This window comes from Cupriavidus sp. L7L (genome assembly GCF_004353535.1).
Classification (GTDB): domain Bacteria; phylum Pseudomonadota; class Gammaproteobacteria; order Burkholderiales; family Burkholderiaceae; genus Cupriavidus; species Cupriavidus oxalaticus_A.
Map to the genome: position 1 here is coordinate 90686 of NZ_SMNY01000053.1, position 15925 is coordinate 106610.

Here is a 15925-nt window from a genome sequence, read left to right on the forward strand (position 1 = left end):
ACCACATGGCAACAATGCCCGCGCGAGCGGGCATTTTGCATGTGTGCTGCCAAAGCTCAGTTCGTCGCTGCCGACTGCACCGGGGCGTTCGCCTTCTCCCGCATCAGCGCGTTGGTATCGTCGATCCACCTCTGGAACCGGTCCTGCGCATGTGCCTTCTGCTTCGGCGTGGTCATGTTGGCGATCGCCACGGTCAGCGCAATGCCGGCGCTGGTACTGGCATCGTGGCTCACGGCATGCTTGCCCGGCGGGTTCTGCCAGTAATCGCGGAAGCGCCGCAGCAGGTCCATCACCTGCGGCTTGGACGGCTGCGTGGCCTGCACGTAGCGCACCATCTTGAGCCATTCCTGCTGGCGCGCCACCCGCTCGGCGTAGCGCGACTCGGCGTTCTCGACCACCGGCAGCACCGCCGCACGGATCTGCTTTTCCTGCTCGCCGGAGAAATCGCCATAGACCAGCCGCGCATAGTCCATCACCTTGTCGAAACGGGCGTCGACCCGCTCGGCCGGGTTGGGGTTCAGGAATTTCTTGCGGTATTTGGCGTTGCCCTCGGCGAATTTCTTCTCCATGCGGGCGATCTGGTCGGGCGTCAGCGTCAGCAGAAAGTCGGCCATGTCGGGCATGGCCTGCTCGTACGAGCGGCGCGCCAGCTGCTGCGAGGCGTCCTGGAAGTGCTCGACCATGGCCGGCGTCACCGGCTGGCGGACCTCTGCCTTGGCCTGCTGCAGCAGGCCCGAGATCTCGGGCAGCTGGGACTTGCGGTGCCAGGCGAAGAAGCGCGCGATGGCCTCGCGCGTGAGCGGCTCCTGGGCCGAGGTGACATCGACATAATTGTCGATCCACCAGTAGGCCAGCCGGTCACCCTGCTGGTACCCGAGTTTCATCGCGTTGCATGCGCACAGCGCCGCGGCGCTGAAAATCACCAAAATCCGCCGCGCCCACCGATTGTGAAATTCGGAAACAGCGCCGGGTTGCGCAGAAATCGCCATGTTAAAATCGGCGCGCATTGCAGCCGGGCCGCTTCGATCGCCGCCAGCCCAAGACTGGCAAGGGTTTGCGGGATTCCGCACCGACCGGGCCCGGACCTGCAGCCAAGCTGGGCGGCGAAGACCGCGAATCACCCGGTTGGCGCTTTTCAGAATATTTTCGGACACACTCACTTAGGGGTCTCCTTGTGAATATCGTCATTCTCGCCGCGGGCATGGGCAAGCGAATGGTTTCCGATTTGCCCAAGGTACTGCACCCGGTTGCCGGGCGGCCCATGCTGGCGCACGTCCTGGATACGGCTCGCGCGCTGTCGCCGTCGCGGCTGGTCGTAGTGGTCGGCCACGGCGCCGCGCATGTGCGCGAGGCGGTCGCGGCCGACGATGTGGCCTTCGCCGAACAGGCCCAGCAGCTGGGCACGGGCCATGCGGTGATGCAGGCACTTCCATTGTTGGACGACAGCCAGCCGACATTGGTTCTGTACGGTGACGTGCCGCTCACAACCGCAGCCACGCTCAAGGCACTGGTGGCCGAGGCAGGCTCGGAGCGCTTCGGCGTGCTGACGGTCGAAATGCCCGATCCGACCGGCTATGGACGTATCGTACGCGACGCGGCGGGCAGCATCGTCCGCATCGTCGAGCAAAAGGATGCCAGCGAGGCCGTCAAGGCCATCCGCGAAATCAACACCGGCATTATCGTGTGCCCGACGGGCCACCTCAGGCGCTGGCTGTCAACACTCGGCAACGACAATGCCCAGGGCGAGTACTACCTGACCGACACGGTCGAGCGCGCCGCCACGGAAGGTGTCGAGATCGTCTCGGCGCAGCCGGCGGCGATCTGGGAGACGCTCGGGGTCAACAGCAAGCTGCAGCTCGCTGAAGTGGAACGCATCCACCAGGGCAACCAGGCGCGCCGCCTGCTCGAAGCCGGCGTGACGCTGCTGGATCCGGCGCGCATCGATGTGCGTGGCGAGCTGACCTGCGGGCGTGATGTCACCATCGATGTCGGCTGCGTGTTCGAAGGCCGCGTGCACCTGGAAGACGGCGCCAGCATCGGCGCCCATTGCGTGATCCGCAACAGCACCGTGGGTGCCGGCGCGCAGTTGCACCCGTTCTGCCATGTCGACAGCGCCAGGATCGGTCCTGCCGGGCGCATCGGGCCGTACGCGCGGCTGCGTCCGGGCACCGAACTGGGCGAAGATGTCCATATCGGCAACTTCGTCGAGGTCAAGAATGCCCAGGTGGCAGCGCACAGCAAGGCCAATCACCTGGCCTATGTTGGAGACGCCACAGTGGGTTCGCGCGTCAATATTGGCGCCGGCACGATCACCTGCAACTATGACGGTGTCAACAAGCACCGCACGGTGATCGAGGACGACGTCTTTATCGGCTCCGATACGCAGCTGGTCGCGCCGGTGACGGTACGCCGCGGTGCCACGCTGGGTGCGGGCACCACGCTGACCAAGGAAGCGCCTGCGGATAAGCTGACGCTGTCGCGCGCCAAGCAGTTGACCGTCGACGCATGGCAGCGTCCGGTCAGGCAGCCGAAGAAGTAATCGCCAGGCCGCCGCGTGAGCGGCCAAGGAAAGCGCCGGCCCGGGACGGGCGGCGCGATTGATTGGACAGGGCGCCGCAGTGGGCGCCAGCAACGGGGGTTCAGCATGTGTGGCATCGTCGGCGCGGTTTCGACGCGCAATATCGTTCCGGTCCTGATCGAGGGGCTGCGCCGCCTGGAATACCGCGGCTATGACTCGTGCGGCGTCGCCGTCGTGCGCGACGATGCGGTCGAGCGCGCGCGCACCGTGTCGCGCGTGGCCGACCTGGATGCGCAGACGCAGGCTTCGGGCCTGTCCGGCTTCACCGGCGTGGCGCATACGCGCTGGGCCACCCATGGCAAGCCCGATACCGTCAACGCCCACCCGCACCTGTCGGGCGAGACCATCGCGCTGGTGCATAACGGCATCATCGAGAACTATGAGCCGCTGCGCGAGGAACTGCGCGCGGTCGGCTACGGCTTCGAGTCGCAGACTGACACCGAAGTCGTCGCGCACCTGATCCACCAGGCCTACACCTATCCCAGCAGCGCCACCCGCGGCGACCTGTTTGCCTCGGTGCGCGCCGTTACCAAGCGCCTGCACGGCGCCTATGCCATCGCCGTGTTCGCCAAGGACCAGCCCGGCGTGGTGGTCGGCGCCCGCGCCGGCTCGCCGCTGGTGGTGGCGCTGGGCGAGAACGAGGCCTTCCTCGCGTCCGACGCGCTCGCCGTGGCCGGCACCGCGAACCGCATCATCTACCTCGAAGAGGGCGATGTGGTCGAGATCTCGCTCGACGGCGTCGTCATCCATGACGCGCAGGACCACGCGGTCGAGCGTGAAGCGCGCCTGGTCGAGGCCCATGCCGCATCGGTCGAGCTGGGGCCGTACCGCCACTTCATGCAGAAGGAAATCTTCGAGCAGCCGCGCGCGCTGGGCGACACGCTGGAGGGCGTGGAAAGCATCACGCCGGCGCTGTTCGGCGATAACGCCGCCGAGGTCTTCGCCGGCATCGACAGCGTGCTGATCCTGGCCTGCGGCACCAGCTACTATTCCGGTTGCACCGCCAAGTACTGGCTCGAAAGCATCGCCAAGATCCCGACCCAGGTCGAGGTCGCCAGCGAATACCGCTATCGCGACACCGTGCCCAATCCGCGCGCGCTGGTGGTGGTGATCTCGCAATCCGGCGAAACCGCCGACACCATGGCCGCGCTGCGCCACGCGCGCGCGCTCGGCCACGTGCATACGCTGTCGATCTGCAACGTTGCCACCAGCGCCATGGTGCGCGAGACCGAACTGCGCTTCCTGACCCGTGCCGGCACCGAGATCGGCGTGGCCTCGACCAAGGCCTTCACCACGCAGCTGGCCGGGCTGTACATGCTGACGCTGGCGCTGGCCAAGGTGCGCGGCCTGCTGACCGAGGAAGCCGAGGCCAGGGACCTGGCCAACCTGCGCCACCTGCCGGCCGCGCTGCACGGCGTGCTGGCGCTGGAGCCGCAGATCATCGCCTGGTCCGAAGACTTTGCGCGCCGCGAGAACGCGCTGTTCCTGGGCCGCGGCCTGCACTACCCGATCGCACTCGAAGGCGCGCTCAAGCTCAAGGAAATCTCGTACATCCACGCCGAGGCGTATCCGGCCGGCGAACTGAAGCACGGCCCGCTGGCGCTGGTGACCGAAGCGATGCCGGTGGTCACGGTCGCGCCCAACGATGCGCTGCTGGAAAAGCTGAAGTCCAACATCCAGGAAGTGCGCGCGCGCGGCGGCCGCCTCTATGTGTTCGCCGACAGCGATACGCAGATCCAGTCGTCGGACGGCATCCAGGTGATCCGCATGCCCGAGCACTATGGCGACCTGTCGCCGATCCTGCACGTGGTGCCGCTGCAGCTGCTGGCGTATCACACGGCATGCGCTCGCGGGACCGACGTGGACAAGCCGCGCAACCTGGCGAAGTCGGTGACGGTGGAGTAAGGAAGCCGCAGCGCAATGTCATAAAAGCAAAGAGGCCCTTCCGGGCCTCTTTGCTTTTGGGTCCGCTCAGAACACGATCGCCGCCGTCCCCATGAACGTGCTGGTGCTGTCGAGCCGGTTCTTGCTGGCAATGGTCGGCACCCAGCGCAGGCTCATCGACAGGTGGCTTTTCGCGCCGATCTTGGTGTCGTAGGTGACGATCGGCCCGAGCGCCCAGTCATGGCCGCGGAAGCCGTTGAGGCGGTCGGCCAGCGGACCGCTGTCGTCGCCCAGCTGCTGCGTGGTGCCGGCGATCAGGCCCACGCCGGCGCCGTTGGCGAAGCGCTTGAGCAGCATCGTGTCGAGCGTGAACAGCGGCGCGTTCTGGTAATCGGTGGCGTTGTTGCGCGTGTAGAACTGGAGCCCGGCCACCGCATCGAATTCGAGCCCGTGCTCGGGGAACAGCCGGGTGTAGGCCATCTGCGGGATAAAGGTCCAGTTGTTCAGGCTGGGATTGGCCAGTGCGTTGGGATCGTACTTGCCGGTCGGCGCCCAGATGTTCAGGCTCAGCGCCACGTGTTCGGTCTTGGAGAAGTGGTAGCCGGCGATCAGCGGCGTGAAATAGATGTCGAACAGGTTCGACGCGGTGTCCTGGGTGCTGGCGCTGACGCCGCCGATGCCGGCATTGGCCGTGACCTTGGTCCACACGTAAGGCAGCGTGAAGCTGGAGGCAAAGTTCCACGCGCCGGGCCCGGTGTCCCAGACCTTCATCACGGTTGCCAGCGTGAAGGCGACCTTGCCGTCGACATCCAGCGCTGCCTTGCCGCCAATCGGCACGCTGCGGCTGCCGCCGACCGATCCGTCTAGGTAGATCTCGCCGAGGTTGACCGCCAGGATGGGTTCGGGCGAGACGATGCCGGCATTGGGCGTGACGCTGGTCCCGGTGACGGGCCGGCCGAGCGCGCCTTCGGTAGCGCCGGCACTGGTTGCCGCGCCCAGCAGCGGCAGGGCTGGAGCCAGGGTAGCGAGCAGCCGCCTGGCGGTCTTGGTTGGCATGCGTGAGCCTCCGGAGCGACCTCGGTGGAAGGTGTGACCCGCGGCCAACATAGCATGCCGGTCCGGCTCGCGATCTGAAGATTTTTTCCCGGCTGCCCTGAGAATTTCTAGTGAACCGGTACGGCGCCGGACTCTGCCGCCGGGTAGTCCGCCAGTGCCGCGTGCACCTGGGCCACGAATGCGCGGGTTGCCGGCGACGGCGTATGTCCGGCCAGCGACACGATCCCGTACTGCGCGCGCAGGTCATGGCGCGGGCGCATCTGCAGCGGCACGGCCGTGCCTTGCGCGCACGCGTCGGCCATCATCGCCACCGGCACCAGCGCGACGGCATCGCCGGACAGCATCAGCGCGCGCAGCGCGTGCATGTCATTGCAGGTGGCGGTGAGCAGGCCGGTGCTGTCGTCATCGGCCGCGCCGCTGCCGGCGGCCTGCATCGCCTCTCGGAAGAACTGCCGGATATGGGCCGGCAGCCGCGGACCGGCCACGGGATAGTCGCGCAGGCTGGCAAGGCTGATATCGCCTTGATGTGCCAGCGGGTGCGCGGCGCGCACGAAGAAGCCGGTCTCCAGCGCGGGCAGGCGCTCGATCTGCAAGTGGCCGAACTGGGCCAGGCTGCGGCTTTCGCCGACGAAGACATCGAGGCGCTCGGCTTCCAGCGCGCGCAGCATGGTGGTGGTGTCGGCGGTCTCCACGTCGATGCGCAGGCGCGGATAGCGCCGCACCAGCGCTTCCAGTACCGGGTCGAGCAGGAACGATGCCGCGAACGGTCCGAAGCCGGCGCGGATCTCGCCGATCTCCACTTCGTCCAGCAGTTGCAGGTCGCGGCGCAGTTCGCGGCTTTCGCGCAGCATCCGGCGCGCGCGTTCCAGCACCAGCGTGCCGGCGGCGGTGGGACGAACCTTGCCGTAGCTGCGGTCGACCAGTGCGCCGAGGTCGGCCTCCAGCGCCTGGATGCTGCGCGTCAGTGCAGGTTGCGACAGGTGCAGCGCCGCGGCCGCGCGCGCGAAGCTGCCTTGTTCGACCAGGGTGACGAAGTGATGCAGCTGGCGCAGGCCCATCAACTTAACCTTATATGCATGGAAATCTGAAAAATATTGCATTGGACGTATTTTCTCAAGCCCGCTACCGTTGTTCTCCAAAACCATAAAGACGATCTGGAGACGACATGAAACGACGCGCATGGCTCTCGCTCGCAATCAGCGGGCTTTCCCTCAGCCTCGGCCTGCCGGCCGCGGCACAGACCTATCCGGCCAAGCCGATCCGCCTGGTGGTGCCCTACGTGGCCGGCGGCGGCACCGACACCATCGCCCGCGCGATGGGCGAGAAGCTCAGCAAGCGGCTGGGCCAGCCGGTGGTGGTGGAGAACAAGGCCGGCGCGTCCGGCATCATCGGCACCGATGCCGTGGCCAAGGCGGCGCCGGACGGCTACACGCTGCTGATGACGCTGACGCAGTCGGTGCTCACCAACCAGTTCCTGTTCGAGAAGCTGCCGTACGACCCGCGCAAGGACCTGACCATGATCAGCGTGCTGGCCGACGCGCAGCTGGTGCTGGTGGCGCACCCGTCGGTGCCGGCACGCACGCCGCGCGAGCTGGGCGACTATGCCCGCGCCCAGGCCGGCAAGGCTACCTATGCCTCATGGGGCGTGGGCTCGCTGTCGCACCTGAGCGGCGCCTACCTCAGCAAGCTCACCCGCGGCAACGCCACCCACGTGCCCTACAAGGGCGAGGCACCGATGCTGCAGGACCTGCTCGGCGGCCAGGTGCAGTTCGGCTTTGCCAGCATCCTGACCGCCAGGCCGTATATCGAGAGCGGCAAGCTCAAGGCGCTGGCCGTTACCGGCACGCAGCGCAGCAGCGCGCTGCCCGCGATGCCGACCTTTGCCGAGCTGGGCATGCAGGACAGCGCATTCAAGACGGTAGGCTGGATCGGGCTGGTGGCCCCGGTCGGCGTGCCGGCGCCCATCCTGGCCAGGCTCGAAAGCGAGGTGAAGGCGATCCTGCAGACCCCCGACATGCAGGCGCGCATGGTCGCGCTGGGGTTGCGCACGGTAGGCAGCTCGCCGGCAGAGGCGCAGGCGCTGTATGCGCGCGACTGGCCGGTGCTGAAGACGCTGGTCGCGGATTCGGGCGCGCGGCTCGAATGATTTCCTTCCGGTTCCTGCCATGGCGGGCGCCGCGGCAGGATGCCGTGTGCGCCCGTTTTTTTATTCACCAGTATTGTCCGGAAGGCCGGCGTATTAATGCCGGATGCGCCGGATGCGGCTTTTCATGCGCTAACGAAAACCGAATGGAAACCATTGCCATTCTCATATGCAATGGCGCCGGGATAATCGGCCAATAACAGCCGAATTTGCTTGATGTCCCCCTTTGCCGGGCTACCATGAAAGGCACGGCGCAATATTGTCTGCAGCGGCGCGCTGGCCACGATAATGAAAATTGATCCACCCGAATCGAGGGGGCGGTGGTGATGTCATGAAAAGCGACAAGAAAGCGATTCAGATGCTCAACGGCCAGCTCCGGCATGAGCTGACCGCCATCAACCAGTATTTCCTGCATGCGCGCATGTACCGGCATTGGGGGCTCAATGCTTTGGGCAAGCACGAGTACGAAGAATCGATCGAGGAAATGAAGCATGCCGACAAGCTGATCGAGCGCATCCTGCTGCTCGATGGCTTGCCCAACCTGCAGGACCTCGACAAATTGCTGCTCGGCGAAAACACCGAAGAAATGCTCGGCTGCGACCTGAAGCTGGAACAGGTTTCGCAGGCCAGTTGCAAGGATGCGATCAAGTATCTGGAGTCGATCGGCGATTATGTTTCGCGCGAGGTGGTGGTCGATATCCTGGAAGCCACCGAATCGCATATCGACTGGCTCGAGTCGCAAATCGAGCTGATCGGCAAGGTTGGCCTGCAGAACTACGTCCAGTCGGCCATTGGCGAGATCGGCGACTGACTGGCGCCGGTGCCGGCGCTGCCGTCCGCGCAGCGCCCTGCAGACTTTTCCATTTCCCGCTACACTGCGGCCCGCAGCACGACGCGCCGGCATGGCGCGCCATCCACGGCGGGGTGGCAGAGTGGTGATGCAACGGCCTGCAAAGCCGTGTACGACGGTTCGATTCCGGATCCCCGCCTCCAGTTTTCCTCTCCTGTAGCGCCATTCCCTTCTTCCCACCTGCGCCGCGTTATGCACGCGATGGGGTGCGCCTGCGCCAAGTTGCCGCCATTGCCCTGTGCGTAATGCGGCGGGCCAATTTCCGACACCGGTTTGCCCTGTTCTTCCCTGATAGTACAAAACGATCGAATCGGTTAGTGTTGGGCGGTCAGGCCAGACCGGCCTGTGCGCACAGAGCGCCGCCAGGATGGCGGTGCGACCATGCCGGGCTTCCATGGTGTTCCCGTCGCCAAGTGATGTGAAGAAAAGAGGCTCCTGATGATGAAAGACCTGCGAATCCGGGCGGCGATGCCCTCGGACGCGCCAGCGGTGGGGGCGCTGCTAGAGCGCTGCGGCCTGCCGACCGACGATGTGTTCCGCGTGCTGGAGCACTTCCATGTGGCCATCCTCGAATCGAGGATCATCGGCTGCGCCGCCGGCGAGCCGTTCGGCCAGACCGTGGTGATCCGCTCGGTGGCGGTATTGCCCGAGCACCGCGACCAGGGCGTGGCGACGCATGTGGTGCGCGCCGCGCTGATGCGCGCGCGCTCGAATGGCCTGCAACGCGCGGTGCTGCTGGCATCGAGTTGCCCGAGCTATTTCGCGCGCTACGGCTTTACGCTGGTGCCGGCATCGAAACTGCCGCAGGAGGTGCTGTCGTCCGGCGAATTCCAGCGGCACACCGATACGCCGCCGCTGTGCATGTGGTGCGAGCTGAGCTGACCGCACGCCCAAGCGTGGCGCGCGCTTTCCGCGTGCTTGGTTCCGCGGGTGTTTCAGTGCGTGCTCTCGCAGCGGCTGATCTCGACGGTCACGTGCACCAGCTCCTCATGCACGGACAGCGCCTGGCGCACGCGCAGCGGCGTCAGCGTGGCGTCATGCGTGACCAGGCAGACGATGCAGGCAAAATGCTGGCGGCCGACGCGCCAGACATGCAGGTCGGTCACGCCGGTGCCTTCGTCGCCAGGGCGGCCGTCGCGGTCTAGCCCGGCCAGCACCTCGCGCACTTCTTCGACCACCGGGTGGTCCATCTCGCGGTCCAGCAGCACGGTGCCGCTCTGGCGCAGCAGGCCGATTGCCCACTTGCCGACCAGCGCCGCGCCCACCAGGCCCATCACCGGGTCGAGCCAGGCCCAGCCCAGCCACCAGCCGCCGGCCAGCGCCACGATGGCCAGCACCGAGGTGGCCGCATCGGCCAGCACGTGGACGTAGGCCGCGCGCAGGTTGATGTCGTGGTGGTGGCCGTGGCCATGGTCGTGGTCATGCCCATGATGGTGATGCCCGTGGTCATGTCCATGGTCATGACCGTGCCCATGAGCATGTCCGCCCAGGATCAGCGCGCAGCCGAGGTTGACCAGCAGCCCCAGCGCGGTCACGATCATCGCCTCGCGGTAATGAATTTCCTGCGGGCTGAACAACCGCTCGACCGAACCCGCCGCCATCAGCGCCGCAATGCAGAGCAGGAACACGGCACTGGCAAAGGCGGCCAGCACTTCGATCTTCCATGCGCCAAAGGCAAAGCGCCAGTCGCTGGCGTAGCGGCGCGCGGCCGCGTAGGCAAAGGCGGACAGGCCGATGGCCAGCGCGTGCGAGCTCATGTGCCAGCCGTCGGCCAGCAGCGCCATCGAGTTGAACCAGAGGCCGGCGGCGATTTCCACCACCATCACGACGGCGGTGATCATCATCACCAGGCGCGTGCCGCGCTCGGCGTTGCGGTTGCCACCGTCGAAGGTATGGCTGTGGGTCCATGCGGACAGGTCATGGGTATGCATGGTCGGATTTGCTGTGTACTGGAAGTCAATATGGATGCAGCAAGGGTAGCAGAGCGCCGCGGTGCGGCCGGCGGCATCCCTGCCGGTGGCAGGGGCGGGCCGGCAGCGATAGATTCATGAATCTGTCGACCGAATGAGTGTCTTCGCAGGAAATCCTGTCGCACCGCTTAGTGATTACACTAGCCCGCACGGATGCAGACGGCCGCCCGCCGGCCATGGAGACAGACGATGTTCGAAGGATTCACGCCGCACCGGATCGATTGCGGCGACGTTGCCATCCACGCGGTGGCCGGCGGCCAGGGGCCTGCCTTGCTGTTGCTGCATGGCCACCCGCAGACCCATGCGATCTGGCACAAGGTGGCGCCCGAACTGGCGCGGCATTTCACCGTGGTGGCCGCCGACCTGCGTGGCTATGGCGACAGCGGCAAGCCCGCGGGTTTGCCGGACCACGCCAACTACAGCAAGCGCACCATGGCCGCCGACCAGCTCACGCTGATGCGCGCGCTCGGCTTCGAACGGTTCAGCGTGCTGGCGCACGACCGCGGCGCGCGCGTGGCGCACCGGCTGGTGCTCGATCATCCACAGGCGGTGACGCGGCTGGTGACGCTGGATATCGCCCCCACGCTGGCGATGTACGCGCAGGCCAGCGAGGCCTTTGCCCGCGCCTACTGGCACTGGTTCTTCCTGATCCGGCCGGCGCCATTCCCGGAAACGCTGATCGAAGCGGATCCCGCGCTCTACCTGCGCCAGACCATGGGTGCCCGCAGCGCCGGGCTGGCGCCGTTCACCGATGCCGCCATGGCCGAGTACCTGCGCTGCCTGAGCCTGCCCGGCGCCGCCCACGGGCTGTGCGAGGACTACCGCGCCAGCGCCACCATCGACCTCGAGCATGACCGCGCCGACCTTGCCGCGGGCCGCATGGTCGAGTGCGAGATGCTGGCGCTGTGGGGCGAGCAGGGCGCCGTGGGGCAGTGTTTCCGGCCGCTGGACGAATGGCGCAAGGTGGCGCGGCGCGTGCGCGGGCATGCGCTGCCGTGCGGCCACTACATTGCCGAAGAGATGCCGGAGCGCCTGCTGGAGGAAGTGCTGCCGTTCCTGCGCGGCTGAAGGTCCCACCCACCGGTTACCCCTCCGACCCGCGGCATCTTGCCGCATCAGCGCCTGTTGCATGCCGCAATAGGCGCTTTTTCGTGTTCCCACGTTACGAAAAGCCCCCAGACCATCTCAGGGAAATACAATCGCCGCTTACATACATTCATGAATGGATGTATGATTTTGCGAAGAATTCATATTCCCGCAACGACTTTATTGTCGCCCCCGAGATGACATATCGCTTTATCGCTATCGCACTGGTGACCTGGGTGGGCATCTGCGCCACCGCAGGCCTGGTCGTCGAACGCCTCTGGAGTTGAGGCAGCGCCCTGGGAACGGCGCCGGCCCGCGCTCCCGCCACGAACCACACTACCGCTTCTGAAGTAGCCGGGTATCAGGGTATCAGGCGGCCGCGGCACGCGGCGCCTGTGCCAGGCTGTCAAAGAACTGCCACAGCTGCGGCGCATCGCCGGTGGCCACGTTGAAGCGGATCCACGGCGAGTCGGTCTCGTCCGGCTCGAAGTACGAGCCCGGCGCCAGCCAGATGCCGTGCTCCAGCGCCAGCGTGGCCAGCTGGTTGCCGCTCAGCGGCTCGCCGCGCCGGCTCGCCTGCAGCCGCTGCTGGGTGTCTTCGCACAGCCGCGCCCAGGCGAACATTCCGCCTTCGGGGCGCAGCAGCACCTCCAGGCCGTGCGCCTCCATCTTTTCCGTCACCAGGTCCTGCTGCGCGCGCAGCCGCTCGGCCAGCGCGGCCACGTGGCGACCGTAGTGGCCGCTGGTCAGCACCGAGTAGACCAGGCGCTCGGTCACTTCGGACGAGGTCAGCCCGACCGCCATCTTGGTCCGCGCGAAAGCCTTGGCCAGGTCCGGGCTGGCGGCAAGGTAGCCCACGCGCAGCGACGGCGTGATGGTCTTGGAAAAGCCATTGACGTAGACCACCTGCGACAACCCGTCCATGGCCGCCAGCATCGGCGAGCCAGCCGGCGCCAGCTCGCGGTAGATATCGTCTTCCACCACCAGCAGCCGGTGCTGCTCGGCGAGCTGCAGCACGCGGAAGGCGTTCATGCTGCTGAGGCTGGCGCCGGTCGGGTTCTGCAGCACGGTGTTGACGAAGAGGGCGCGCGGGGCGTGGGCGCGGATCGCGTCGTCGAGCGCATCGGTGTCGAGCCCGGCCGCCGAACGCGGCACGCCGATGACGCGCAGCCCCGCCAGCCGCAGGATCTGCAGCAGGTTGCAGTAGCAGGGCGATTCTACCAGCACGGTGTCGCCGCCGCGCAGCAGCGTGCGCACCACCAGGTCCAGCGCCTGGGTCGCGCCCTGCGTCAGCACCACCTGCTGCGCCTGCAGCGGGATGCCGTACTGGCCGAGGCCGGTGGCGATATGCTCGCGCAGCGGCGCGAAACCATACGGATGGCCGTAGCCAGACAACTGCGCCGCAGGCACCCGGGCCGAGGCGCGCATAGCCTGGTGCAGGCCTTCCTCGTTGAGCCAGTCCCCCGGGAGCCAGCCGGCGCCGGCCTTGATCGGCACGGAATGATCGGCGAACACATCCGACAGCAGCCAGGCCGCGTTCAGCCCCGGCGCTTCCCATTGCGGCGCACGGGCGCTGCCGGTGGGCGCGTGACGGTGCGCCACGGTGTAGCCGGAGCCCGGCCGCGCGGCCAGGTAGCCCAGCGCGGTCAGCCGCCCGTAGGCCTCGGCCACGGTGAAGGTGCTGACCTGGTGGTGCTGGGCAAAGCGGCGTACCGACGGCAGCGTGGCACCGGCGCGCAGCGCGCGCTGCTCCACCAGCTCGGCGATGCCGGCGACGATCTGCTCGGTCAGGGTTTCGCCGCCGCGGCGGCTGCGGGTCAGGTTCAGGGTCAGCATCGGAAGCGTTGCACTAGGCACCTCGGTAGGCGCGAACCTGTACAGTTTAGCGGCCGCACAGGGGCGACGCGCGCAGGCCCATTCCGAGTAGCGAAAATTGCCGCAGTGCAGCGTGGGATGCCGCACGGTGCTGGCAAATGCTGCGTGGCACGGTGGCGGTCGCGGCGGGCGCCGCGGCTGCTTGCCTGTACGGTTTGGCGTGATCAAACTGTACGGTAAGGCGGTGCTGTCCGGACTGTATATTTTGTCGGCCAGACGCCGCCGGTAGAGTGGCCGTCATTGCCGCCGTTTCCGTGCCTGCTTCAGTGCCCGCCACTCTCAGCGGGCCGGAACGGCACCAGCCAACCGACCCGCCCAATTGCCCCGAGGAGGACGTATGGACGCCGCCAAGACCGTGATTCCCGATCTCGATGCCCTGTGGATGCCCTTCACCGCCAACCGCCAGTACAAGGCGGCGCCGCGCCTGCTCGCGTCGGCAAGCGGCATGTACTACACCACCCACGACGGCCGCCAGATCCTGGATGGTTGCGCCGGCCTCTGGTGCGTGGCCGCGGGCCACTGCCGCAAGGAAATCGCCGACGCCGTCGCGCGCCAGGCGGCAACGCTGGACTATGCGCCGCCGTTCCAGATGGGCCACCCGCTGTCGTTCGAGGCCGCCACCAAAGTGGCCGCGGTCATGCCGCAGGGACTGGACCGCATCTTCTTCACCAACTCGGGTTCGGAGTCGGTCGACACCGCGCTGAAGATCGCGCTGGCGTACCACCGCGCGCGCGGCGAAGGCCAGCGCACCCGCTTTATCGGCCGCGAGCGCGGCTACCACGGCGTTGGCTTTGGCGGCATGGCGGTGGGCGGCATCGGCCCGAACCGCAAGGCCTACTCGGCCAACCTGATGCCGGGCACGGATCACCTGCCGGCTACGCTCAACATCGCCGAGGCCGCCTTCTCCAGGGGCCAGCCGCAATGGGGCGCGCATCTCGCCGACGAGCTGGAGCGCATCCTTGCGCTGCATGACCCGGCCAACGTCGCCGCCGTGATCGTCGAGCCGCTGGCCGGCTCCGCCGGCGTGCTGGTGCCGCCGCTCGGCTACCTGGAAAAACTGCGCGAGATCACCAGCAAGCACGGCATCCTGCTGATTTTCGATGAAGTGATCACCGCCTTCGGCCGCCTCGGCGCGGCCACCGCGGCCGAGCGCTTCAACGTGACGCCGGACCTGATCACCATGGCCAAGGCGATCAACAACGCGGCGGTGCCGATGGGCGCCGTGGCGGTGCGCCGCGAAGTGCACGATGCCGTAGTCAATGCTGCCGCGCCGGGCACGATCGAGCTGCTGCATGGCTACACCTACTCCGGCCACCCGCTGGCAGCCGCCGCTGCGGTGGCCACGCTCGACCTGTACCAGCGCGAGAACCTGTTCGGCCGCGCGGCCGAGCTGTCGCCGGTGTTCGAGGCGGCGGTGCACAGCGTGCGCGGCGCGCCGCACGTGAAGGACATCCGCAACTTCGGCATGGTGGCCGGGATCGAGCTGGAGCCGCGTCCGGGCCAGCCCGGCGCGCGGGCCTACGAGGCCTTCCTCAAGTGCCTGGAGCTGGGCGTGCTGGTGCGCTACACCGGCGACATCCTGGCGTTCTCGCCGCCGCTGATCATCTCGGAAGCGCAGATCGGCGAACTGTTCGATACGGTGAAGAAAGCGCTGCAGGACATCAAATAAGCGGCGCACGCCGCCTCGCATTGCCGCCGGCCCTTCGGGGCCGGCTCTCTCCCTCTCTCTCCCTGATTGCAAGCCACGGCGCGCGCCGTGGCCATCGAAGGAATCCCAAGTGAGCATCGCAGAAAACCGGCAACTGGCCGAAATCCATCATTACATCGGCGGTGCCGTGCGCCGCGCCGGCGGCCAGCGCCTGGCTGACGTATTCAATCCCGCCACCGGCGAAGTTGCGGCGCGCGTGGCACTTGGCACCGCACAGGACGTTGCCGACGCCGTGGCTGCCGCCAAGGCCGCGTTCCCCGCATGGGCCGAGACGCCGCCGCTGCGCCGCGCGCGCATCCTGTTCAAATTCAAGGAGCTGCTCGACCAGCACCATGACGACCTGGCCGCGCTGATCACGCGCGAGCATGGCAAGGTGTTCTCCGATGCCAGGGGCGAAGTCACGCGCGGCATCGAGGTGGTGGAGTTTGCCTGCGGCATTCCCAACCTGCTCAAGACGGACTTCACCGACAACATCGGTGGCGGCATCGACAACTGGAACCTGCGCCAGCCGCTGGGCGTGGTGGCGGGGATCACGCCGTTCAACTTTCCGGTGATGGTGCCGATGTGGATGTTCCCGGTGGCGCTGGCATGCGGCAATACGTTCGTGCTGAAGCCGTCGGAGCGCGATCCTTCGCCCAGCTTGCTGATTGCCGATCTGTTGCGCCAGGCTGGCTTGCCCGATGGCGTGTTCAACGTCGTGCAGGGGGACAAGGAAGCAGTCGATGCGCTGCTGGCGCATCCGGATGTGCAGGCCTTGTCGTTCGTTGGCTCGACG

The 15925-nt window shown here is 66.9% G+C and carries 14 protein-coding genes and 1 tRNA gene; 10 read left to right on the forward strand and 5 right to left on the reverse strand.

Annotation, left to right across the window (positions count from 1 at the left end; genetic code table 11):
- Positions 1-56: 56 nt before the first annotated feature.
- Positions 57-884: a DUF6279 family lipoprotein gene (locus tag E1J61_RS33830; protein WP_133098185.1), complete on the reverse strand. Its 828-nt coding sequence runs from the start codon at positions 882-884 to the stop codon at positions 57-59.
- 290 nt (positions 885-1174) lie between these two features.
- Here E1J61_RS33830 and glmU point away from each other — a divergent pair, with 290 nt between their 5' ends.
- Together glmU and glmS are read left to right on the forward strand one after the other, a co-directional pair.
- Complete coding sequence (gene glmU / locus E1J61_RS33835) at positions 1175-2539, forward strand: bifunctional UDP-N-acetylglucosamine diphosphorylase/glucosamine-1-phosphate N-acetyltransferase GlmU (RefSeq protein WP_133098186.1); 1365 nt, start codon at positions 1175-1177, stop codon at positions 2537-2539.
- A gap of 105 nt (positions 2540-2644) precedes the next feature.
- Positions 2645-4483, forward strand: a complete 1839-nt coding sequence (glmS, locus tag E1J61_RS33840; protein WP_133098187.1) for a glutamine--fructose-6-phosphate transaminase (isomerizing) — start codon at positions 2645-2647, stop codon at positions 4481-4483.
- Positions 4484-4549: 66 nt separating this feature from the next.
- On the opposite strand, the gene E1J61_RS33845 is transcribed toward glmS, so the two are convergent.
- Both E1J61_RS33845 and E1J61_RS33850 read right to left on the reverse strand, forming a co-directional pair.
- A complete protein-coding gene (locus E1J61_RS33845) occupies positions 4550-5518 on the reverse strand; it encodes a transporter (RefSeq protein ID WP_133098188.1) in 969 nt (322 codons plus the stop codon).
- Positions 5519-5625: 107 nt separating this feature from the next.
- Positions 5626-6576 carry a LysR family transcriptional regulator gene (locus tag E1J61_RS33850; protein ID WP_133098189.1) on the reverse strand — a complete coding sequence of 317 codons (951 nt, stop codon included), beginning with the start codon at positions 6574-6576 and terminating at the stop codon, positions 5626-5628.
- A 107-nt stretch (positions 6577-6683) separates the two neighbouring features.
- On the opposite strand from E1J61_RS33850, the gene E1J61_RS33855 reads away from it, so the two are divergent.
- From E1J61_RS33855 to E1J61_RS33870, 4 genes are all read left to right on the forward strand, one after another.
- A complete protein-coding gene (locus E1J61_RS33855; protein WP_133098190.1) occupies positions 6684-7664 on the forward strand; it encodes a tripartite tricarboxylate transporter substrate binding protein in 981 nt (326 codons plus the stop codon).
- Between the two features lie 328 nt (positions 7665-7992).
- On the forward strand, positions 7993-8472 hold the full coding sequence (gene bfr / locus E1J61_RS33860) for a bacterioferritin (protein WP_133098191.1): 480 nt from the start codon (positions 7993-7995) through the stop codon (positions 8470-8472).
- A 107-nt stretch (positions 8473-8579) separates the two neighbouring features.
- Positions 8580-8654, forward strand: a tRNA-Cys gene (locus tag E1J61_RS33865).
- Between the two features lie 295 nt (positions 8655-8949).
- A complete protein-coding gene (locus E1J61_RS33870; protein WP_133098192.1) occupies positions 8950-9393 on the forward strand; it encodes a GNAT family N-acetyltransferase in 444 nt (147 codons plus the stop codon).
- 53 nt (positions 9394-9446) lie between these two features.
- On the opposite strand, the gene dmeF is transcribed toward E1J61_RS33870, so the two are convergent.
- Positions 9447-10442 (reverse strand): CDF family Co(II)/Ni(II) efflux transporter DmeF, encoded by a 996-nt coding sequence (gene dmeF, locus E1J61_RS33875; RefSeq protein ID WP_133098193.1) that lies wholly within the window; start codon positions 10440-10442, stop codon positions 9447-9449.
- A gap of 228 nt (positions 10443-10670) precedes the next feature.
- Between dmeF and E1J61_RS33880 the strand changes: the two genes are divergently transcribed.
- On the forward strand, positions 10671-11549 hold the full coding sequence (locus E1J61_RS33880; protein ID WP_133098194.1) for an alpha/beta fold hydrolase: 879 nt from the start codon (positions 10671-10673) through the stop codon (positions 11547-11549).
- A gap of 83 nt (positions 11550-11632) precedes the next feature.
- Positions 11633-11854 (forward strand): hypothetical protein, encoded by a 222-nt coding sequence (locus E1J61_RS33885; protein WP_133098195.1) that lies wholly within the window; start codon positions 11633-11635, stop codon positions 11852-11854.
- An 82-nt stretch (positions 11855-11936) separates the two neighbouring features.
- Here E1J61_RS33885 and E1J61_RS33890 read toward each other — a convergent pair whose 3' ends face one another.
- Positions 11937-13403: a PLP-dependent aminotransferase family protein gene (locus E1J61_RS33890; protein WP_133098196.1), complete on the reverse strand. Its 1467-nt coding sequence runs from the start codon at positions 13401-13403 to the stop codon at positions 11937-11939.
- Between the two features lie 376 nt (positions 13404-13779).
- Between E1J61_RS33890 and E1J61_RS33895 the strand changes: the two genes are divergently transcribed.
- Positions 13780-15111 carry an aspartate aminotransferase family protein gene (locus tag E1J61_RS33895; RefSeq protein ID WP_133098197.1) on the forward strand — a complete coding sequence of 444 codons (1332 nt, stop codon included), beginning with the start codon at positions 13780-13782 and terminating at the stop codon, positions 15109-15111.
- A gap of 109 nt (positions 15112-15220) precedes the next feature.
- A partial coding sequence (locus E1J61_RS33900; protein ID WP_133098198.1) for an aldehyde dehydrogenase family protein occupies positions 15221-15925 on the forward strand: 705 nt, incomplete at its 3' end.